This window comes from Rhodococcus sp. KB6 (assembly GCF_001445685.1).
Lineage (GTDB): Bacteria > Actinomycetota > Actinomycetes > Mycobacteriales > Mycobacteriaceae > Rhodococcus_F > Rhodococcus_F qingshengii.
The window spans coordinates 24,063-44,826 of record NZ_LNAK01000102.1 but is presented as its reverse complement, the minus strand read 5'-3'; the positions used below and the strand labels follow the sequence as shown (position 1 = coordinate 44,826).

The window sequence follows — 20,764 nt, the reverse complement described above, 5'->3', positions numbered from 1 at the left end:
GCCTGAAGAAGATCTGAACAGACTCGGGGCCGCTCACATGACAGCCAGTTAACAGCACGGTCATCTCCAGGCGACCTTCTCCGTACATCGCCCACATACCGTTCATTTCACGCGACGCATCCACCGTGCGTCGTCTCATTCTTGACCGATTCAGAGGATGGACATGTCTCTTTCCGACCACGCAACCGGCAAAAACGCCGGTGCCGCGGGTGCACACCACGACGGCGCAGACTTCCATGCGGAAGACAATTCGTATCTGGAGAAACGAACACTCCGAAAGGGAACAGCAGGGTGGGTGCTGCTTGCGGGGTTGGGTGTCAGCTATGTGATTTCCGGTGACTACGCCGGCTGGAACAACGGTCTGGCTGAAGGTGGTTTCGGTGGCCTTCTCATCGCGGCGGTTGTCATCGCGGGTATGTACCTGGCGATGGTGCTCGGTATGGCCGAGATGTCGTCGGCACTTCCTGCCGCTGGTGGTGGATACACGTTTGCCAGACGGGCCATGGGGCCCTGGGGCGGATTTGCCACCGGCACAGCAATTCTCATCGAGTACTCGATAGCACCCGCAGCGATCGCGACCTTCATCGGTGCGTACGTCGAGTCCCTGAACCTGTTCGGGATCACCGACGGCTGGTGGGTGTACCTCGCGGTGTACGCGATCTTCATCGGCATTCACCTCACCGGCGCCGGTGAGGCACTCAAGGCGATGTTCATCATCACCGCCATTGCACTCGTCGGCCTGGTCGTGTTCGCGGTTTCGGCTGTCGGCCTTTTCGATTCGTCCAACCTCACCGATATCGCCGTCGACACCAGCGCAGTCGGATCGTCGTCGTTCCTGCCATTCGGTCTGCTCGGAATCTGGGCCGCCGTGCCCTTCGCGATCTGGTTCTTCCTTGCGGTCGAAGGTGTACCGCTGGCCGCCGAGGAAGCACGTGAGCCGGAGAAGAACGTCCCCCGCGGCATCATCATCAGCATGTTGATCCTGATCGTCACAGGCGCAACGGTTCTCTTCCTCGCCACCGGTGCGCTCGGCGCAGACGCCCTGTCCACCTCCGGAAATCCGCTCGTCGAGGCTCTGGGGGACAGCGGAGCGGCAAAGGCCGTCAACTACATCGGACTTGCCGGTCTGGTCGCGAGCTTCTTCTCGATCATGTACGCCTACTCACGCCAGACGTTTGCGCTCTCCCGCGCCGGCTATCTGCCGAAGAACCTGTCGGTGACCAACAAGCGCAAGGCCCCCACTCTCGCGCTCGTCGTACCCGGAATCATCGGCTTCGCGCTCTCACTCACCGGTGAAGGTGCAATGTTGCTCAACATGGCGGTGTTCGGCGCGGCAGTAAGCTACGTCCTGATGATGGTGAGTCACATCGTTCTTCGTAAGCGTGAGCCGAACATGCCGCGCCCGTACCGCACGCCCGGCGGTATCGCCACCACCTCGTTTGCGCTCGTGATCGCGGCAGTGTCGGTGGTGGCCACCTTCCTGGTCGATCCCGTTGCGGCATTGCTGACGTTGGTCGCCTTCGGAGTTCTGATGGCGTACTTCGGTCTCTACAGTCGTCACCACCTTGTTGCCAACTCGCCGGACGAGGAGTTTGCTGTACTTGCACAGGCGGAAGAAGAATTGGGATGAGTCGCGGGATGGCCAAGTATCACCAGCAGGTATCCGGAACCAACTACTCGTTCGACGGTCTCGTCGATCTGATGGCAAAAGCGACACCACTGCGGTCGGGTGACGAACTAGCCGGTTGCGCGGCAAGCTCCGACGCCGAACGTGCTGCTGCTCAATGGGTTCTGGCTGATCTTCCGTTGACGGTGTTCCTCGAAGATCTGGTGGTTCCGTACGAGGACGACGAGGTAACCAGGCTCATCATCGACAGCCACGATCGCTTGGCCTTTGCGCCGGTGGCCCACCTGACTGTTGGCGGACTACGAGACTGGTTGCTCGAGACCGCGTCGGCGCCGGAAGCTTCCGCACGGTTGTCCGCCGTAAGTCCCGGGCTCACCCCCGAGATGGTTGCGGCGGTCAGCAAGATCATGCGCAATCAGGACCTGATCGCCGTCGCGAAGGCCATCACCGTGACCGCGGGGTTCCGTACGACCATCGGACTGCCCGGCCGGCTGAGCACCCGACTCCAACCAAACCACCCGACAGACGATCCACGCGGCATCGCGGCGGCCACATTGGACGGTCTCCTGATGGGATGTGGCGACGCCGTCATCGGTATCAACCCGGCGACGGACTCACCCCAGGCCACCTCGGATCTGCTCCACCTGCTCGACGACATCCGTCAGCGATTCGAGATCCCGACTCAGTCGTGCGTGCTCTCGCACGTGACCACCACGATCGGACTGATCGAATCGGGGGTGCCGGTCGATCTTGTCTTCCAATCGATTGCCGGTACCGAAGGCGCCAATTCCGGTTTCGGAGTGAACATTCCGCTCCTGCGTGAGGGCAACGAGGCCGGGCGCTCCTTGAACCGCGGAACGGTCGGCAACAACGTCATGTACTTGGAGACGGGGCAGGGGTCCGCCCTCAGCTCAGGTGCCCACTACGGCACCGGCGGAGCCCCGGTCGATCAGCAGACACTCGAGACCAGGGCATACGCAGTGGCACGTGATCTCGAACCGCTGCTGGTCAACACCGTGGTCGGCTTCATCGGTCCCGAGTATCTCTACGACGGCAAGCAGATCATTCGCGCAGGCTTGGAGGATCACTTCTGCGGAAAACTCCTCGGGCTGCCGATGGGAGTGGACGTCTGCTACACCAACCACGCCGAAGCCGATCAAGACGACATGGACAACCTGCTCACCTTGCTGGGCGTCGCCGGCGCGGCGTTCGTGATCGCGGTGCCCGGCGCCGACGACGTGATGCTCGGCTATCAAAGTCTGGCGTTCCACGACGCGCTGTATGTGCGTAAGGTTCTCGGTTTGCAGCCCGCCCCGGAGTTCGAGACCTGGCTCCACAACTTGGGGATGACCGACGCAAACGGTCGGGTTCTTCCGATCGATGCCGAAATGTCGCCGTTGCGTGCTTTGACGGTGAACTCATGACCGAAGATCAGGCACCGATCCTCGATTTCTGGGGTCTACTGCGCAAGACCACACAATCGCGTATCGGGCTGGGGCGTGCCGGAGATTCGTTGCCCACCAAGCGGGTTCTCGAATTCAAGGCAGCTCACGCCGCAGCCCGCGACGCGGTCCACGAGCCACTCGACTCCGAGACGCTTGCCAGTCGGGTCGAAGGGGTGGGCATCGGGGCGCCGGTGGTGGTGGCGAGCAGCGTCTCCACCCGCAGTGAGTATCTCCGGAGACCCGACCTGGGGCGCCAGCCGGCTGACCTGAGCGCGATCAAGAGCTCCGACAAGGAAATCGGGTTCATCCTCGCCGACGGACTCTCCCCGCGAGCACTGATGGACCACGGCGAGCAACTATTGTCCGCGTTGGTCACGGTGTTGGGGGAGCGGTACTCGATTGCGCCGCCGGTGATCGCCACGAATGCCCGTGTGGCACTGGGTGATCACATCGCCGCCGCGATGGGAGTGCAGACGGCGATCGTCCTGATCGGCGAACGTCCAGGGCTCTCCGTTGCGGACAGCGTCGGGATCTATCTGACTCATCTTCCGCGCGTCGGTCGTACCGACGCGGATCGAAACTGCATTTCCAATGTCCACCCACCCGAGGGACTCGGATACGAGCAGGCTGCTCGTGTCGTCCTGGGATTGGTGACGGGAGCGCGCCAGTTGGGCCGCTCCGGCGTCGACCTCAAGGACACCTCTCGCGCCGACGCCGTTGCGTCGGGAGAAGTGCTGACGCTCGATTAATTGACAACTGCACGGCATACCCGGGTCGATCGACCCGGGTATGCCGTCGTACCCGAATCACGACGAAAACGAGGGAATCGATGTTCCGTTCGTTGCATTCCCGCGCCCTGTGCGCGTTGGCGGTAGGTAGTGTCCTGTTGAGTGCAACTGCATGTAGTTCGGCCGAGAGCGCCCCGAAAGAAGATGTGGCGCAGAGTGGTTCATCCTGCGCGGCGTTGGATCCCAGTCTTGCGTGGTACGGCGACAACCGTGTGACGTTGGATGCCATGATGACGGAGTTCGGAACGTGTGGAGCTGCAGGTGATGTCGATGACGGAGCTCCGTTGGCGCTCTTCGACTGGGACAACACAGTTGTCAAGAACGACATCGGAAGCGCCACCGCATTCTGGATGATCAAGAACAACAAGGTGTTACAGCCTGCCGGAGGGGACTGGGCAACCACCAGCCGCTTCATGACGCCAGCCGGCGTTGCCGCACTTTCCGCCGCGTGCGGCTCCGAGACCGCGCCGGGGCAACCGTTGGCAACCAGCACCGACTTGGACTGCGCGGACGAGATCGTTGCGGTACTCGAAGAGAAGACTCGCGACGGGCAGGCCGCATTCGACGGTTACGATCACCGCCGGACAAAAGCCGCATACGCGTGGGCCGTGCAGTTGATGGCAGGGCACACCGAGGACGAGGTCACCGAGTACGCCCGCGCAGCGCGTGCCGAGAATCTCGCTGCTGCAGAAGGATCCGATCAGACCGTCGGTACGACGGAAGTCGACGGCTCGGTGCGGTACTACGCGCAAATCGAAGATTTGGTGAAATCCCTCGGCGCTCATGGATTCGACGTGCGGATCATCTCCGCGTCGGCCGAACCGGTCGTTCGAGTCTGGGCGGAACAGCTGGGATTGGACGCCGATCACGTGATGGGAGTTCGGCCCATCGTCGAGGGCGGGGTTCTCACCGGGCGCCTGCGTGGGTGTGGTGGCGTTGCGGACGGCGACGACTCGGTCATTCCGTACATCGACGGCAAACGGTGCCAGGTCAACGAGGTTGTCTACGGGGTTCAAGGGCCTACGGCGTTCGAGCAGTTGGCCGCCGATCGACGTCAGGTATTTGCTGCCGGTGATTCTGTCACCGACGTGACGTTCCTCGGAGATGCGACCGGTGCGCGCCTGGTGATCAACCGCAACAATCCCGAACTGATGTGCAATGCCTACGACAACAGTGACGGGAAATGGCTGGTCAACCCCATGTTCATCGAACCGAAGTCCCGGGCGGACGCTCCCTATCACTGCTCGACCGATGCTTACACCGACGCGGCCGGGGCAAAAGGTGCCGTGACCCGCCCAGACGGCAGCGTGATCCCCGATCAGGCCGATACCGTCGCGTGACGGTCGACTTGTCGCGGTGACTTCACAACGATCGATCGGGGTGTGATCTGATTCTGTCGAGCCCTTTGTCGGGCTGCGGAAACCCACGGGTGTCCGCTGTGATGCTGGAGCCGCAGAGGCGGCACGTGAGTAGGAGAAATCGATGGCCTTCGCTGGCAATGTGGACGAGTTGGCACTGCTCCAAGCAGTACGTCTCAAGGAGCGGGTCGGAGCGGTCGTCCTGGCCGAGCACCTGGGCGTCAGCTCGGCTTCCGGTCAAGCTGCGTACGACGCACTTGTCGCGCAGGGCAAAGCGGTCGAAGCGGAAAACGCCATCAGCCTGACCGAGAGAGGTTTGGCAGAACTCGAAGATCAGTTGGACGCCGAGCGCGTCTCGATCGACGAGGACTCCATCGCTGAGGTGTACGAGGCGTTCCTTCCCTTGGACGAGGAGTTCGCCGCGCTCATCGACGACGCAGATTCGGATTCCCTTGCAGAGTTGGATCGCCGGGCGGCAAACCTGTTCGACGATCTGTCGGCATTCGTTCCGCGGTTGTCTCGTTACCAGGATCTCTTCTCGGATGCTCTCGCGAAAGTGCAAGCGGGGGAGTCCAAGTGGATTTCCGAACCGATCATCGACTCCTACGCCACGGTGTGGGGCGAGATCCGTCAGGAACTGTTCGGGGCTGCCGGAAAGGCTTGATCCGTAGCGTTGCACCGTGACGCCGTTTCTCGAGGGCCGTCCGATTCGTGAGAACGAATCGGACGGCCTGCGGCATGTCGAGGGTCGTGAAACTCGTTACCATTGCATACAAGTCGTGACAGAGATCACTCCTACCCCCTTTCGGGGGTAGTGCGGGGGTGAGCCACATCACTACCTTTCCTCCTATCGACGGTGATGCCCACAGGGCGACACCACGGGACCACGGAGGAATCGAGTGACCACAGTCTCTCCCACAGGCGGCACCAGTGCCGCCGGCGCCGGGGGTGCGAGTGCCGCAGGTGCGACGCAGCCCCCGCAGAACACCACCAGTGTGCGGCGCGTCGCAATCGCGAGTTGTATCGGCACGACTATCGAGTTCTACGACTTCTTCATCTACGGAACCGCTGCGGCACTTGTCTTTCCGACGGTGTTCTTCCCCGCGCTCGGTGCCACTGCGGGAACTGTCGCATCGTTTGCGACTTTCGCAGTCGCATTCATCGCCCGGCCCGTCGGCGCAATGTTGTTCGGACACTTCGGTGATCGCATCGGTCGCAAGAAGACGCTGATCTCGACGCTCCTGCTCATGGGTATCTCGACGCTCCTGATCGGCTTGCTGCCGGGTGCTGCAACCATCGGTGTCGCGGCCCCGATCATCTTGGTGCTCTTGCGATTCGGCCAAGGTTTCGCGGTCGGTGGTGAGTGGGCAGGCGCAACCTTGCTCACGGCGGAATACGCTCCACCGGGCAAACGTGGTCTGTATGCGATGTTCCCGCAGCTCGGCCCTGCAATCGCCTTCGTTCTCTCGAGCAGCACCTTCCTCATCACCGGCGCAGTTCTCGGCGACACCAACCAGGCTTTCCTCGATTACGGCTGGCGTATCCCGTTCCTGTTCTCCATCGTGTTGGTCGGCATCGGCCTCTACATGCGACTCGCTATCGAGGAGACTCCCGTCTTCAAGGCGGAGCAGGCAGAGCGCGTCGCGGAGCAGAAGAACGAAGCACCTCGCACCCTCCCGTTCCTGGATGCCTGGCGGTTCCAGACCAAGGAAATCCTCCTCTCGGCAGGCGCCCTCGCTTGCCTGTTCGCGTTCTTCTACATGGGCACGGCGTTCCTCACGAGCTACGGAACCAAGACCCTCGGCTTCTCCCGCCCGTTCGTCCTGTCGGTCGGTATCGCTTCCGCCTTCGTCTTCGGTGCCGCGATCATCGTCTCCGCCCTGTACTCGGACCGCATCGGGCGTCGCAAGGTCATCATGATCTCTTGTGGTCTGGCTGTGGTGTGGGCGCTCATTCTGTTCCCGCTCCTGGACACCGGAACACCGATCGCGTTCATCCTCGGAATGTTCGGCACGCTGATGATCTTCGGAATCGCGTACGGCCCCTGCGGTGCGCTGCTTCCGGAAATGTTCCAGACCCGCTACCGCTACACCGGTGCCGGCCTCGGCTACAACCTCGCCGGAGTGCTCGGTGGGGCAGTGCCGCCGCTGATCGCCGCACCGCTGGCCTCGGCCTACGGGAGTATGGCCATCGGAATCATGTTGGCAATCCTCGGTGTGGTGAGTCTGGTCTGCACCTGGGCGCTCGTCGAGACCAAGGACCACGCGCTGTAACCACTGTGCGCCTTTATTAACCGCCGGCGGTTAATAAAGGCGCACAGCAGGCGGGTGGGGTGTCCGGACTCTGAACAGTTACGGCCACCCCGCACCGGGAAGTATGTCGTGCATCACACCGAATCGAGTAAATTCGTAGATGAGAGGGTCCGCTGCGGCGGTCCCTCTCATAGGTGCCTGAACAGGCAACCGGAGAGGACAGAACACATGAGTACGCCGCTGCCCAGCTATACGTCCGGAGTATGGGACGGTCCGATGCTGGGCGACACCATCGGAGACAACCTCGATCGCACGGTTGCCGCACACGGCGACCGCGATGCGTTGATCGACCACGCCAGCGGTCGACGATGGACGTACCGGGAGTTCGCCGAGCAGGTGAACGGGCTCGCTGCCGGACTACTTTCCCGTGGTGTGGGGAAGGGTGATCGGGTAGGGATCTGGGCTCCCAACTGTCCGGAATGGACGTTCACGCAATACGCGACGGCAAAGGTCGGCGCGATCCTGGTCAACATCAATCCGGCGTACCGCTCGCACGAGTTGCAGTACGTACTCGAGCAGGCCGGGATCTCGACGCTGGTGTCTGCGGCCAGCTTCAAGACCTCGGACTACGCGTCGATGATCGAGACGGTGCGGCCGCAGTGCCCGGATCTGACGTCGGTGCTCCTGCTCGGTTCACCCGAGTGGGACGCGGTGCTTGCAGACGGCTTGGCGGCGCAGGCAAGCGATCCGGCTCCGCTCGCCGCAGCCCAGGCCGCGTTGTCGGCCGACGACGCGATCAACATCCAATACACCTCGGGTACTACCGGTTTCCCGAAGGGCGCGACGCTCAGTCACCACAACATCCTCAACAACGGCTATTTCGTCGGCGAGTTGTGCCACTACAGCGAGGTCGATCGGGTGTGCATCCCGGTGCCGTTCTACCACTGTTTCGGCATGGTGATGGGCAACCTTGCGTGCACCAGTCACGGTGCTGCCATGGTCATTCCGGGTCCGGCTTTCGATCCGCGTGCTTCGCTCGAAGCCGTTCAGGCTGAAAAGTGCACGTCCCTCTACGGCGTTCCGACGATGTTCATCGCGGAGTTGGCGTTGCCTGACTTCGACAGCTTCGATCTGTCGTCCCTTCGCACCGGCATCATGGCGGGCTCGCCCTGCCCGGTCGAGGTGATGAAGCAGGTCATCGATCGCATGGGCATGTCGGAGGTGTCCATCTGCTACGGCATGACGGAGACCTCGCCGGTGTCGTTGCAGACCCGCTCGGACGATTCGATCGAGCAGCGCACCGAAACGGTCGGCCGGGTAGGGCCGCATCTCGAGATCAAGATCGTCGATCCGGCAACCGGATTGACGGTGCCCCGCGGCGAGCCGGGTGAACTGTGCACGCGTGGTTACTCGGTCATGCTCGGATACTGGGAGAACCCGGAGAAGACCGCCGAGGCGATCGACGCTGCCCGGTGGATGCACACCGGAGACATCGGAGTCATGGACGAGGCCGGATACGTCGCCATCACGGGACGCATCAAGGACATGGTCATCCGCGGTGGCGAGAACGTCTATCCGCGTGAGATCGAGGAGTTTCTCTACACCCACCCCGACATTCTCGATGCGCAGGTCATCGGCGTACCCGACGCAAAGTACGGCGAGGAATTGATGGTGTGGGTCCAGATGCGCGAAGGTGCAGACGATCTCGACGCCGATTCGGTCCGCGCGTTCTGCACCGGCAAGCTCGCGCACTACAAGATTCCGCGGTACGTCCATGTCGTCGACGAGTTCCCGATGACAGTCACGGGCAAGGTCCGCAAGATCGCGATGCGAGAACAGGCGATCGAATTGATCGGTCAGGCCTGAGAGTATGTCCGCGAACCCAGGGGAGCGTGAGCCGGTACGCCCCGAGATCGCGCTCTCCTGGAAGCGTTCTCGACTCAGTGGCCTCGACCCGTCGTCGGCCATCGCCGTGGACACCGAGGAGCAGGACGGTGAGTCTCGTCTGCTCCGGGCCGCCGCACCCGTGCTCGACGAAGTTTCGCAACAGATCGCGGGCACCGGTTTCTGCGTGCTGCTTGCTGATCGCGAATGCCGCGTGGTCGCTTCGGTGTACTCCGACAGTCGCGTCGAGCGAACGATCGAGCGGTTGGGTGTCGTCAACGGTTCACGCTTCGGTGAAGAGCACGCCGGCACCAACGCGCTCGGTACGCCCCTCGAGGTCGGACGAAGCGTGGTGATCCACGGTGACGAGCATTTCCTCGACAGCCTCAAGGGTTTGAGCTGCTACGGACAGCCGATCCTGCATCCCGTCACACGTCGTGTCGAAGGCATTCTCGACATGACCGGCGTTGTCTCGCAGGCCAACCCACTGTTCGCGCCCTTCCTTGCGCGTGCTGCAGCGGACATCGAGAAACGGCTGCTCGAAGGCTCGAAAGCATCGGAGCAGCGGCTGGTCGACGCATTCCAGCGAGTTTCACATCAGCGCCACATTGCCGTCGCGGCCATCGGCGACGACATCCTGCTGAGCAACCGAACCGCTTTGGATCTGCTCGACACCGCAGACCATGTATCGCTCCGTTCCTTGATTGCCGACCTGAATCCGGACCAATCACGATTGGTGACAGTCGAATTGGCGTCCGGCGCGCTGGCGCGAGTTCAAGCCGACCGGATTTCCGGGGCTGACGGTGGTGCGCTCTTCCTGGTCGAACCACTCCAACGGGAACGGGCACCGATCCGCAGAACGCACGAGCGGGCACCGTCTCCCGGCGAACGACTGCGGCGCGACCTGATGCGGGCGCGGGCAACCTCTGCCGCCGTGGCGATCTCGGGTGAAGCGGGATCCGGCCGAACCTCGGCAGCATCGGACGTAGTCGGCAGTGTCGATGCGAGTTGGCTCGATGCCACGCGAATCGCGTTCGACGGCCGTGAGCAGTGGGTCACCGATCTCGTGCGAGCATCCCGTAAGCGTTCGGGCGTGGTCGTGATCGAACAGGTACAACTCCTTCCTGACTCGGTGTTGCCGCTGGTCGCAGACCTGATCGACGCCAGCGCCGAGGGGCCGAAAATCGTACTGACCAGCGGAGCGGCAGTTGATCTTCCGCCGACCATCGCCGCGCTGCTCTCACGATGCGCCTCCCGGGTTGTCATCACCCCACTGCGCGAGCGACAGGCTGAGATCGCCGAGTTGGCACAAGTCATGTTGGAGGGGATCTCACCAGAACTGAGATTGACCGCCAGCGCTGCCGAAGCACTCGCGGCGGCCAACTGGCCGGGCAACCTGGCCGAATTGCGCGTCGTGTTGAATCGCGCCTCGGATGAACGCTCGAGCAATCGCATCGACGTCGCTGATCTGCCCGAGGACTATCGCACCACGACCAAGGTGTCGCGGTTGGCAGGGCGGGAGAAAGCCGAGCGCCAGGCGATCATCGGAGCGTTGAAAGACTGCGGCGGCAACAAGGTTCACGCGTCGGCGCAACTCGGAATCAGCCGAAGCACTCTCTACACACGGATGCGGGCGCTCGACATCACTGTGTAGTTTGCTGTCCGACTTCAGTTGTACAAAGTTCGGACAGTTAGCACCCCTGGAAGCGCGGAAGTATGGCGTGCATCACATTCGCACCTCACTACTTCAGGGGAGTTTCCGATGACGGCAGTAGCCGAACACACCATCAGTTCCGCGGTACAGGGTTTCCTGAACGGACCGAAGAAGCTCTACATCGGCGGCGAATTCGTCGACGCCGCTTCGGGTCAGACCTTCGCGACGTACAACCCGGCTGACGGACAGAAGCTCGCAGACGTGGCACACGGTCAGGCCGAAGACATCGACCGCGCGGTACGTGCCGCTCGAACGGCTTTCGAGGACGGCCCCTGGTCACGTATGAAGGCAAACGAGCGCGAGCGGATGATCTGGCGCGTCGGCGACATTCTCAGTGCTCGTGCCGAGGAATTCGGTCAGCTCGAAGCTCTCGACAACGGCAAGTCCGTTGCCATCGCCACCGCCGTCGACGTGGCTTGGGCCGCAGACGTTTTCCGCTACTACGCGGGTTGGGCCACCAAGATCGAAGGCAGCACCGTCAACGTGTCGATGCCCTTCTCTCCGGGCGGCGAGTTCCACGCCTACACCCTGCGTGAGGCGATCGGCGTCTGTGGACTGATCGTGCCGTGGAACTTCCCGCTGCTGATGTCGTCGTGGAAGCTCGCCCCCGCGCTCGCCGCCGGCAACACGGTGATCCTCAAGCCCGCTGAGCAGACCCCGCTCACCGCACTGCTTCTCGCGGAGGTCTTCGAAGAAGCAGGCTTCCCGCCCGGCGTCGTCAACATCGTTCCCGGCTTCGGCGATGCAGGTGCTGCTCTGTCCGGCCACGACGACGTGGACAAGGTTGCGTTCACCGGTTCCACCGAGGTGGGTAAGAAGATCGTCGACGCCGCCAAGGGCAATCTGAAGAAGGTTACGCTCGAGCTCGGTGGCAAGAGCCCCAATATCGTGTTCGCCGACGCCGATTTCGATTCCGCGGTGGAGGGTTCGCTCAACGCGTGGCTGTTCAACCACGGACAGTGCTGCGTTGCGGGTACTCGTCTGTACGTCGAGGACACCATCTTCGAGAAGTTCACCGAGGCCGTCGCGCACGCAGCGAGCCAGGTCAAGATCGGACCCGGCCTCGATCCCACCACCCAGCTCGGACCGCTGGTCTCGCAGGAGCAGTTCGACAAGGTGACCGGCTACCTGCGTGAGGGAATCGCCGACGGCGCACGTGCACTGACGGGCGGCAACCGCTGGGGCGATCAGGGCTACTTCGTCGAGCCGACCGTCTTCGTTGACGTCAAGCCCGAATTCTCCATCGTTCAGGAGGAGATCTTCGGACCCGTCGTGGCGGCGCTGCCGTTCAACGCGGACGACGGACCGATCACTGCCGCAAACGATTCCATCTACGGCTTGGCCGCCGGCATCTGGACCCGGGACATTTCCAAGGCTCACCGCACGGCGAAGCGCTTGAAGGCCGGTTCGGTGTGGATCAACCAGTACAACGGCTTCGACACTGCAATGCCCTTCGGTGGATACAAGCAGTCCGGCTGGGGCCGCGAGCTCGGCGCTTCGGCTATCGATCTCTACACCCAGACCAAGGCCGTCAACATCGCTCTCTGACCGACCCCATCGCTCATTCTCTCGTCCGACAATCAAGGAGATCACCAGTGAAGACCAAAGCTGCTGTACTGCTCGAGCCCGGAAAGCCTTTCGAGATCATGGAACTCGACCTCGACGGCCCGGGTGTGGGTGAGGTACTGATCAAGTACACCGCTGCCGGACTGTGCCATTCGGATCTGCACCTGACCGACGGTGATCTCCCGCCGCGTTACCCGATCGTCGGCGGACACGAAGGCTCGGGCATCATCGAAGAGGTCGGCCCAGGCGTCACGAAGGTCAAGCCGGGCGACCATGTCGTGTGTAGCTTCATCCCCAACTGCGGCACCTGTCGCTACTGCTCGACCGGTCGCCAGAACCTCTGCGACATGGGTGCCACCATCCTCGAAGGCTCGATGCCCGACGGTTCCTTCCGTTTCCACGGCAACGGAATGGATTTCGGCGGAATGTGCATGTTGGGAACGTTCTCCGAGCGCGCCACCATTTCTCAGCACTCGGTAGTCAAGATCGACGACTGGCTTCCCTTGGAGACAGCGGTGGTCGTCGGCTGCGGCGTGCCTTCGGGTTGGGGAACGGCAGTAAATGCCGGTAACCTTCGCGCCGGTGACACCGCTGTGATCTACGGCATCGGTGGTCTCGGCATCAACGCCGTCCAGGGCGCCGTTTCGGCCGGCTGCAAGTACGTCGTTGTGGTCGATCCGGTTGCTCTCAAGCGTGAGACCGCACTGAAGTTCGGTGCAACCCATGCCTTTGCAGACGCCGAGAGCGCTGCTGCCAAGGTCAACGAGCTGACGTGGGGACAGGGTGCCGACGCTGCGCTCATCCTTGTCGGCACCGTCGACGAGGACGTGGTCAGTGCAGCGACGGCAGTGATCGGCAAGGGTGGCACCGTGGTGATCACGGGACTCGCCGACCCCGCCAAGCTGACCGTTCACGTGTCGGGTACCGACCTGACGCTGAATCAGAAGACGATCAAGGGCACGTTGTTCGGGTCCATGAATCCGCAGTACGACATCGTGCGACTGCTGCGTCTCTACGATGCCGGTCAGCTCAAGCTCGACGAACTGATCACCAACACCTACAGCCTCGAAGACGTCAACAAGGGCTACCAGGATCTACGTGACGGCAAGAACATCCGTGGCGTGATCATTCACGACAAGTAACCCCAAGTGCTGTGCGCCTTTATTAACCGCCCGCGGTTAATAAAGGCGCACAGCACTATTTCTTGGCTTTCGACAAAATCTGCATCAACTGAAGTAGCGCCGAGAACTTCGCGAACACCGAACGCGAGACCACCGGACCGAAAGACGCGGTGTCGGTTGCATCGAATGCGTCGAGCAGATCCCGAAAGCTTTCGATCTGCTTGATCATCGCGTCCAGGTCGACGTGCGTGACGGCGTCGGCTTCGCGCAGAGCGAGCAGGTACTGCGGCGCCGTCACCAAGGCGACCGCCGGTATCTTCCGCTCGAACAATGGTTCACCCTCACCGAAATGAATGACCGGTCCCGGCGCCACGATTCGGCGATCGCCCGCCCCGATGTCGCGCCACAGCGGTGCAACGATGCCGTGTACTTCCCGACTCGTCGCGTAGAGCAGTTCCGGTTCCGGAGTGGTCTCCAACGAATAGCTGCCGATCGAGGTGTTCTCGGTATCACCCAGTGCGCCGAGGTGTTCGATTGCGATCCCCGCTACGGCGCGCGCCTGACCGGCTTCGCCCTTCCACATCTCGGGGTGCGCTTCGAGCCAGGTGGACGTTGCCTGTCCGTGCTTGGACACCGCTGGAATACGAAGGTGGCCAGTCGTCAGGACAAAAACGTACGACCGTCGATGCGGCTGCGCCACGGCGTGCCGCGCCAAGGCCAACATTCCCAGATGGCCGTTCTCCTCGACACCGTTGGTTCCGTCGCTGTGAGTGATGAGCAGAATCGTCTCTTCGGGTGAGGTTCCGGGGGACACCGCCCACACCGTGTCGGTCCGGGTGTCCGGATGCAGAGTCGCATCCAGTACCAGAGTCGCCAGCTGACCGGAGCGAGCTGCAGCGACAACCTTCGCGCCCTCGTCGCCGGCCACCCAGACGGCGGGGATGTCGTGATATGGCTGCGTGAACGGAAGATATTGTCCCAGTGCGTTGTCCGGAGCGATGTCACGCCACACCGCGATCACGCCGAGGACACCGGCCTTGCGGGCCTTGTCGAGCTTCGGGCCCAGAAGTGTTGCGGAGAGAACCGGATTTCGAAGTGTCTCGTCGGTGGCGATCGGGCCCCACTCGCTGACCAGTAGCTTGCGGGGGAGATCGATGTGCGGGACCTCGATCACTGCGATCGCGCCCTTGGCCGCCGACCACTTGGGGCGTCGCGCGCTGACGTAGACCAGGGGAGCGGAGATTCCCTGTGGCCCGGTCAATCCGGAGTAGGGGAATGCGGACGAAACTCTGATCGGTCCCGTCGGCAATTCGATGCGAAGTCCGTCAGGTGTCGCCGGCAGATCCCAGCGTTCGAAAGTGTGTGAATCACGCCGGACGTCGAGGCCCAGTTCGGTCAGTTCGTTCGCGACTTCTTCCACCACCTCGTGGTGTGCAGGAGAGCCCGTCAATCGTGGGCCCAGCGCGTCGAGTCGCTGTTGGCCGGCAAGGAGGAGATCGCGATCGACGGCCTGGCCGTGATTCATGGGATTGCCTTTCGTACTACGTGGCGTCTGCTCTGGCGAGGCGCCTGCCCGTGTCGTGTCCACGGTACCGAGCGGTCTGAAAACGGGACGAAGGCGCGTCGGATATGCCGTTTTCGCAGATATACCGGGTGCCAACAGGCCGATCGGTCCGTACCGTATGTCCCTGGCACCGAAAGACTCCGTGTTCTTCGGACAGACCAGTCCACGGCGAGAGAGGCCTACGTTGGCTACGTATCTTTACAGGTTGGGGAAGTTTGCTTTCCGCCACAAGTATCTTGTGGTGGCCGCGTGGATTATCGTGATCGCGGTGGTGGGGGGCGCAATCAGCGCCACAAATCCGACGTTCTCCAAAGAATTCAATCTTCCGGGCACTGATTCCCAACGTGCGACCGAGTTGATGAACGAGAACTTTGCAGCGGCAGCAGAGCAACAAACTCAGGCGTCGACCAGCATTCTCATCGCGGCAGACGACGGACTTGCCGCACACAGCGATCAGATCGACCAGTTGATCGCGCAGGCGAAGACGTTGCCGGATATCGTCGATCCCGAGAAGATCGTCAATCCGGTGACCCTCGCGGAGGCAAATCCGGCGGTGGCGTCGGCCGTTCTCGGCGACAACGGCAAGGTCGGGCTGATCCAGCTCAATCAGTCGATTCGCATCGAGGATCAGACACAGGCCAACAAGACGGCGTTCCTCGACTTGATGGCAAAATTCCGCACCGGTGGCCTGCAAGTCGAAGGCACCGGTTCGATGATGCAGGTACAGGCCGCAGGTGGTCTGTCGGAGATGCTCGGCTTCGCGGTGGCGTTCATCGTGATGATCGTGGCGTTCGGCGCGCTCATTGCGGCCTTTATTCCGCTGTTCACCGCAATTCTGGGAATTGCGCTGGCCACTTTGACGGTCACACTCGGTTCGGGCTTCTTCGACATCAACGAAGGCGTCACGGGAATCGTCACGATGATCGGCATCGCAGTCTCGATCGACTACGCGTTGTTCATCGTTTCGCGTTACCGCAGTGAGCTCAATTTGGGCGGAACGAGGGAAGCCGCTGCCGGGCGCGCAGTGGGTACTGCCGGTTCGTCCGTCGTCTTCGCCGGCCTGACGGTTGTGGTCGCGCTGGCAGCCCTGGCGGTGGTCGGGGTTCCGATGATCACCCAGATGGGAATCTCTGCAGCGGTTGCCGTCATCATCGCCGTCCTCGGCGCAATCACGTTGATCCCGGCTGTCCTGGGTATCTTCGGCAGATTCGCGTTCTCGCCTCGTATCCCCGGGCTTCGCCACGGTGACGAGCCCGAGACGATGGAATCCAACGGACATCGCTGGGCCAAGATAGTCACCAAGTACCCGTGGCCGATCGCGGGTGCTGCGCTGGTGCTTCTGGTGATCGCGGCTATTCCGATGACGAAGCTCGAACTCGGACTCTCGTTCACTCAGGACGAAGAGCGGCCGGCACTTGCCCTGCTGCAACGTGGGTTCGGTGAAGGCGTCAATGGCGAATTGTTCGTCGTGCTCGACGCGCCTGACGGCACCGACATCACCGCGATTGCCGAAGGCACTGTCGCGCACATCAAGGGCCTCGACAACGTCGCAACTCCGGATCAGTTGATGTGGGTCGGAAACGGACCGGACGCAGCAAACCCGATGGCGGGCGCCAACTCTGCGCTGATCGCGGTCACCCCGCAGATGTCACCGAGCGGCCCAGAAACCCACGAGCTGATGAATCAGATCCGGGATTACGGATCGACGGTGAAATCGGAAGGCGCAGAACTCGGTGTAGCGGGGCAAACCGCGATCGTTGCCGACATGTCGTCGAAGCTCAGTTCCGCGCTCATCCCGTATCTCATCGTGGTTGTGGGGCTGGCGTTCATCATCATGATGGTCGTCTTCCGCTCGATCCTGGTGCCGCTGACCGCAACTCTCGGATTCCTGTTTTCCGTCTGTGCGACCTTCGGCGCCACGGTGGCCATCTTCCAGGAGGGCGACTTCGGGCTGATCGAGCACACACAACCCATCATCTCGTTCCTGCCGATCTTCATGATCGGTGTGGTCTTCGGGTTGGCGATGGACTATCAAGTGTTCCTCGTGACGCGAATGCGCGAGGAATACGTGCACGGATTGTCGGCCAAGGACGCCATCATCTCCGGCTACACCCATGGTGCTCGCGTGGTCGCGTCGGCGGCCATCATCATGATCTCCGTGTTCGGCGCATTCATGCTGTCCTCGGAGACGACAAGCAAGATGATGGGCTTCGGCCTCGCGGCTGCAGTCTTCTTCGACGCCTTCATCATCCGCATGATCGTGATCCCTGCGGTCATGTCGATTCTCGGTGATTCGGCATGGAAGTTGCCGGCGTGGCTCGACAAGATCCTGCCGAACGTCGACATCGAGGGTGAAGCGATTCGACGGATTCCGATCGAGCAGGATCCGGATTCCGATCCAGACCCGAATCAGGTGCCTGTGAGGGTGTAAGCACTCAGGCAGTCAGAACGGGGTGCCGGTTGCACAGCAACTGGCACCCCGTTCTTCTGTGTTCATACGGAGCCCGCGCGATAGGAAACCATCCGGTTGGTAACAGAAATTGCTGTGATCGCGACAGGAATTCCAGAGGCGACGCGCATCGGGGGCGAGCCGTGACGGTGACTGCGAGGGTACGTGTCGAAGGAGCAAACCGATTTGAAGCGGGCCGAGAAGTGGACCTTCGCGCTGACGGTCGTCTCCCTGATCGCCGGTGGGACAGTGGTTGCCGGGCTGGTGGATCGGTGGAGCAGTTCGCCGTCCGATGACATCTCGGTAGCTGCGTCATCTTCGATCACCATGACGTCCACACCGGACGAGATTCCGGCGGAAGACGTGCCTGAATTCTCGTACGTCACGCCGAGCGCGGTGTACCCGACCACGATTCCGGGTTGTGAAAGCGTCGAAGCGCCGGACGACGAACACGGAATCTCGATCTTCACATCGACAGGTGGCGACGACGCGTACGACGACCCACGTTTTCCGTGGTTTTCCGGCGCCAAAGCTGTATCGATGTCGGATGCGGTCGCCGATGCGATTCCGGACGGCGTCGAGATCAAGTTCGCCAGTCCGAGCCGATCACTCCAGTTCGGTCCGATCTCGGCACCGTCGACCTCGGACGAGTTACCCGAGGGATGGACGATCGAGGATCTGGCGTCCACTGATGCGTCGGCGACAATACTTCGAGGCGAGGCCAGTGGTGGACTGTCGGTCTCGGTCAACAGCAGTAAGGCGCCGGTTCCTCCGTGCATTGCCGGTTCTCTCGTCGAACGTCGCTCACTCGCGGATGGTTCAGTTGTGGACGTGCAGGACTCGTGGAGTGAAATCAACGGACAACGCACTCTCTCTCGTTCGGCGTTCCTTTACGGCATCGATGGCACACGAGTTCACGCCTATCTCGATGACACTGCCGATCGAGTCGGCGCCGAGGTTCAGGCAAGCGGCGCGCTTCCACTGACCATCGACGAACTGGTGTCCTTGGTCAGCCTGCCGCAACTGCGAATCACGACGCCTGCTCCGCCGGGTACGGCACCGCTTTCGCCCGGGTGCCACGGGATCCCCCGAGACTCTGGCGACGTGGCCGAACTCGATCGCGCGACGATCGAACGTCTCAACGCGGTACTCGAAGTCAGATGGCGCGCTGTACCTCCGGGTTTTCCGATTCTTGATACCGGACCGGGCACTCTGACGGTGGCGGAGAATGACAAGTCCACTGCATGTCAGAGACTTCTCACCCGGACGGGAGACAGCGAGTCGACGCTCAACATGACAATTACCGGCGGACAACCACTCCCTACGGAGCCCAACAAATACGACCCTTCCTACGACGGGCACCCCTTGGAGGTCGTGACGCGACCGGATGGATCCGTGATCGAGCGAGACGAACGGAACTACGCGACCGTGCCCATGACAAATGACGGCTCGAAAGCAGAATCGACGCAGGAAACGAGCAGGTCGGTGGTCGTCACCCGCCCGAATGGGACCCAAGTCTCGGTTTCGTCGTCGGCTGCGATCCCGAACGATCCGATGACGTTCGCGCAGTTGGAGTTTCTCGCGACGACCGAAGGCATGGAGATTCGATGACCACCAGATTCTCCCCGAAATCGCGACTTCGGATCGCGGCCGCCGCAGCCGTAGTCACCGTCACTGCCGCCATCGCCACGGTGGTCACGTCGACGAGTTCCGAACCGACAGCGATCTCGTCGCCGCTATGGAGCGTCGAGGCCTCCGAGATTCTCGGGCGCGAGTTCGCGATCTTCCGGAGCCCACTTGTTGGAACCGAATTCAACATGGACATGGGCGGATTCATCGACGCCGGATCACTCGTGGTCACGATGATCGGTATGCCGGATCGTCAGGCGTATTCGTTGGACGACGCAGAATTGGTCGGATTGGACGCCGAAGATGGCACAGTTCGTTGGCGCACGTCGGCGGTCGACATCGGTGGTTGCTCCGAGACTCTGCTCGGCAGTTCGGTGCTGTGTTTCTCCGGGCCGTACGTATCCGGTGGTTCGTACTCGCTGTTCGACATCGAGACGGGAGAGCGGCGAGACATCAAGACACCGTGGTCGCCGATCGTCGCGGTTGTCTCGGGCGACACCGTACTCGCGCTCGAAGGTGATATCGAGAGCAACGACGTTCGCGTGCACAGCGGAACCGTCGACGATCCGGAAGCGAACTGGTCCAAAGCGTTCGACGTCGGTGGATCGTGGGAAGCCGGATATGTCGATCCGGTGATGTCGGTTCACGGCGACCTGGGCGTGATCGCTCTCGACGAGTCCTTGGGATTCGACGTGAAGACCGGCGAACAGCGGTGGGTACACGGTTACTCCACCTGTTCGACCGCGCACACATCGTCCGTCGGGGTGACATTGGTGTCGGATGGCGGTTGCGAAGGCAATGGCCGTCCGACAAGTGAGTACGCGCTCGATCAGTACGGGCGCGAGTTCGAAAGGACGGACGAACTGCCCTCGGAGTCCTCGTACTACGGCGGACGATACAGCCGAGATGATCCGGCGGGAGGATCGACTCCGATCATTCTGGGACACAGCGGTTTCGACCGGACTTCGGGCGAGAAATTGTGGTCCAACAGTGAAGTCTTCGACACCGCACAGTCGTTGGCGGTGATCGGCAACGTGATCGCCGTGACCCGCTCCGGTTCCGAGCCCGAGGTCCAGTTCGTGGACCTGCTCACCGGGGAGGTCCTGTGGCGCTCGAACGCCGAGCGCGCCGGAGAGATCGCCTGGCACGGGGATGTCGTTATCGACGAGGGCAACGTCTACGGAACAGATGTCAGGACCGGCCAACGGAGTTGGGAGGTCCAAGTCGTCCAGGACGGGGACGACGAGTTCACGCCTTGGGTGATGCCGCGCGAGCTGTGGGCGGGGGAGAAGGTGCTGTTGCGTTCCAGTGAAGACCGCATCACGGCGTTGAAACTGTCGTGAAATTCGGTGGCTGCGAACCTTCGG

The 20,764-nt window shown here is 62.0% G+C and carries 14 protein-coding genes; 13 read left to right on the top strand and 1 reads right to left on the bottom strand.

Annotated elements, in window-relative coordinates; all coding sequences use genetic code 11:
* Positions 1 to 157: 157 nt before the first annotated feature.
* The 10 genes from eat (at position 158) to ASU23_RS13740 (ending at position 13,776) form a co-directional block, all read left to right on the top strand.
* Positions 158 to 1,630, top strand: a complete 1,473-nt coding sequence (gene eat / locus ASU23_RS13785; protein ID WP_003941913.1) for an ethanolamine permease — start codon at positions 158 to 160, stop codon at positions 1,628 to 1,630.
* Positions 1,627 to 3,051 carry an ethanolamine ammonia-lyase subunit EutB gene (locus ASU23_RS13780; protein WP_007730162.1) on the top strand — a complete coding sequence of 475 codons (1,425 nt, stop codon included), beginning with the start codon at positions 1,627 to 1,629 and terminating at the stop codon, positions 3,049 to 3,051. The genes eat and ASU23_RS13780 overlap by 4 nt, the downstream gene beginning before the upstream one ends.
* Positions 3,048 to 3,821, top strand: coding sequence for an ethanolamine ammonia-lyase subunit EutC (gene eutC / locus ASU23_RS13775; protein ID WP_058038115.1), 774 nt, complete (start codon positions 3,048 to 3,050; stop codon positions 3,819 to 3,821). Before ASU23_RS13780 ends, eutC begins: the two co-directional genes overlap by 4 nt.
* A gap of 80 nt (positions 3,822 to 3,901) precedes the next feature.
* A complete protein-coding gene (locus ASU23_RS13770) occupies positions 3,902 to 5,200 on the top strand; it encodes an HAD family phosphatase (RefSeq protein WP_058038114.1) in 1,299 nt (432 codons plus the stop codon).
* Between the two features lie 142 nt (positions 5,201 to 5,342).
* Positions 5,343 to 5,882 (top strand): hypothetical protein, encoded by a 540-nt coding sequence (locus ASU23_RS13765; RefSeq protein WP_058038113.1) that lies wholly within the window; start codon positions 5,343 to 5,345, stop codon positions 5,880 to 5,882.
* Positions 5,883 to 6,213: 331 nt separating this feature from the next.
* Positions 6,214 to 7,491, top strand: a complete 1,278-nt coding sequence (locus ASU23_RS13760) for an MFS transporter (RefSeq protein ID WP_020906868.1) — start codon at positions 6,214 to 6,216, stop codon at positions 7,489 to 7,491.
* 207 nt (positions 7,492 to 7,698) lie between these two features.
* Positions 7,699 to 9,336, top strand: a complete 1,638-nt coding sequence (locus ASU23_RS13755) for an AMP-binding protein (protein ID WP_039973143.1) — start codon at positions 7,699 to 7,701, stop codon at positions 9,334 to 9,336.
* A 4-nt stretch (positions 9,337 to 9,340) separates the two neighbouring features.
* Complete coding sequence (locus ASU23_RS13750; protein WP_058038111.1) at positions 9,341 to 11,008, top strand: sigma-54-dependent Fis family transcriptional regulator; 1,668 nt, start codon at positions 9,341 to 9,343, stop codon at positions 11,006 to 11,008.
* A gap of 108 nt (positions 11,009 to 11,116) precedes the next feature.
* Positions 11,117 to 12,616 carry an aldehyde dehydrogenase family protein gene (locus ASU23_RS13745; protein WP_019744236.1) on the top strand — a complete coding sequence of 500 codons (1,500 nt, stop codon included), beginning with the start codon at positions 11,117 to 11,119 and terminating at the stop codon, positions 12,614 to 12,616.
* 47 nt (positions 12,617 to 12,663) lie between these two features.
* On the top strand, positions 12,664 to 13,776 hold the full coding sequence (locus tag ASU23_RS13740; RefSeq protein ID WP_003942086.1) for an NDMA-dependent alcohol dehydrogenase: 1,113 nt from the start codon (positions 12,664 to 12,666) through the stop codon (positions 13,774 to 13,776).
* A 55-nt stretch (positions 13,777 to 13,831) separates the two neighbouring features.
* On the opposite strand, the gene ASU23_RS13735 is transcribed toward ASU23_RS13740, so the two are convergent.
* Positions 13,832 to 15,280, bottom strand: coding sequence for a hypothetical protein (locus ASU23_RS13735; RefSeq protein ID WP_058038110.1), 1,449 nt, complete (start codon positions 15,278 to 15,280; stop codon positions 13,832 to 13,834).
* A 223-nt stretch (positions 15,281 to 15,503) separates the two neighbouring features.
* Here ASU23_RS13735 and ASU23_RS13730 point away from each other — a divergent pair, with 223 nt between their 5' ends.
* From ASU23_RS13730 to ASU23_RS13720, 3 genes are all read left to right on the top strand, one after another.
* Positions 15,504 to 17,750: an MMPL family transporter gene (locus tag ASU23_RS13730; RefSeq protein WP_047268953.1), complete on the top strand. Its 2,247-nt coding sequence runs from the start codon at positions 15,504 to 15,506 to the stop codon at positions 17,748 to 17,750.
* Between the two features lie 183 nt (positions 17,751 to 17,933).
* The gene (locus tag ASU23_RS13725) at positions 17,934 to 19,379 is read left to right on the top strand and encodes a hypothetical protein (protein ID WP_058038109.1); all 1,446 of its coding nucleotides are present in this window, start codon (positions 17,934 to 17,936) and stop codon (positions 19,377 to 19,379) included.
* Positions 19,376 to 20,740 (top strand): PQQ-binding-like beta-propeller repeat protein, encoded by a 1,365-nt coding sequence (locus ASU23_RS13720; protein WP_058038108.1) that lies wholly within the window; start codon positions 19,376 to 19,378, stop codon positions 20,738 to 20,740. Before ASU23_RS13725 ends, ASU23_RS13720 begins: the two co-directional genes overlap by 4 nt.
* Positions 20,741 to 20,764: the final 24 nt, after the last annotated feature.

Coding starts and splice junctions, on each gene's coding strand:
- eat (WP_003941913.1), top strand. CDS start 158: ATGGACATGTCTCTTTCCGACCACGCAACCGGCAAAAACGCCGGTGCC.
- ASU23_RS13780 (WP_007730162.1), top strand. CDS start 1,627: ATGAGTCGCGGGATGGCCAAGTATCACCAGCAGGTATCCGGAACCAAC.
- eutC (WP_058038115.1), top strand. CDS start 3,048: ATGACCGAAGATCAGGCACCGATCCTCGATTTCTGGGGTCTACTGCGC.
- ASU23_RS13770 (WP_058038114.1), top strand. CDS start 3,902: ATGTTCCGTTCGTTGCATTCCCGCGCCCTGTGCGCGTTGGCGGTAGGT.
- ASU23_RS13765 (WP_058038113.1), top strand. CDS start 5,343: ATGGCCTTCGCTGGCAATGTGGACGAGTTGGCACTGCTCCAAGCAGTA.
- ASU23_RS13755 (WP_039973143.1), top strand. CDS start 7,699: ATGAGTACGCCGCTGCCCAGCTATACGTCCGGAGTATGGGACGGTCCG.
- ASU23_RS13750 (WP_058038111.1), top strand. CDS start 9,341: ATGTCCGCGAACCCAGGGGAGCGTGAGCCGGTACGCCCCGAGATCGCG.
- ASU23_RS13745 (WP_019744236.1), top strand. CDS start 11,117: ATGACGGCAGTAGCCGAACACACCATCAGTTCCGCGGTACAGGGTTTC.
- ASU23_RS13735 (WP_058038110.1), bottom strand. CDS start 15,280: ATGAATCACGGCCAGGCCGTCGATCGCGATCTCCTCCTTGCCGGCCAA.
- ASU23_RS13720 (WP_058038108.1), top strand. CDS start 19,376: ATGACCACCAGATTCTCCCCGAAATCGCGACTTCGGATCGCGGCCGCC.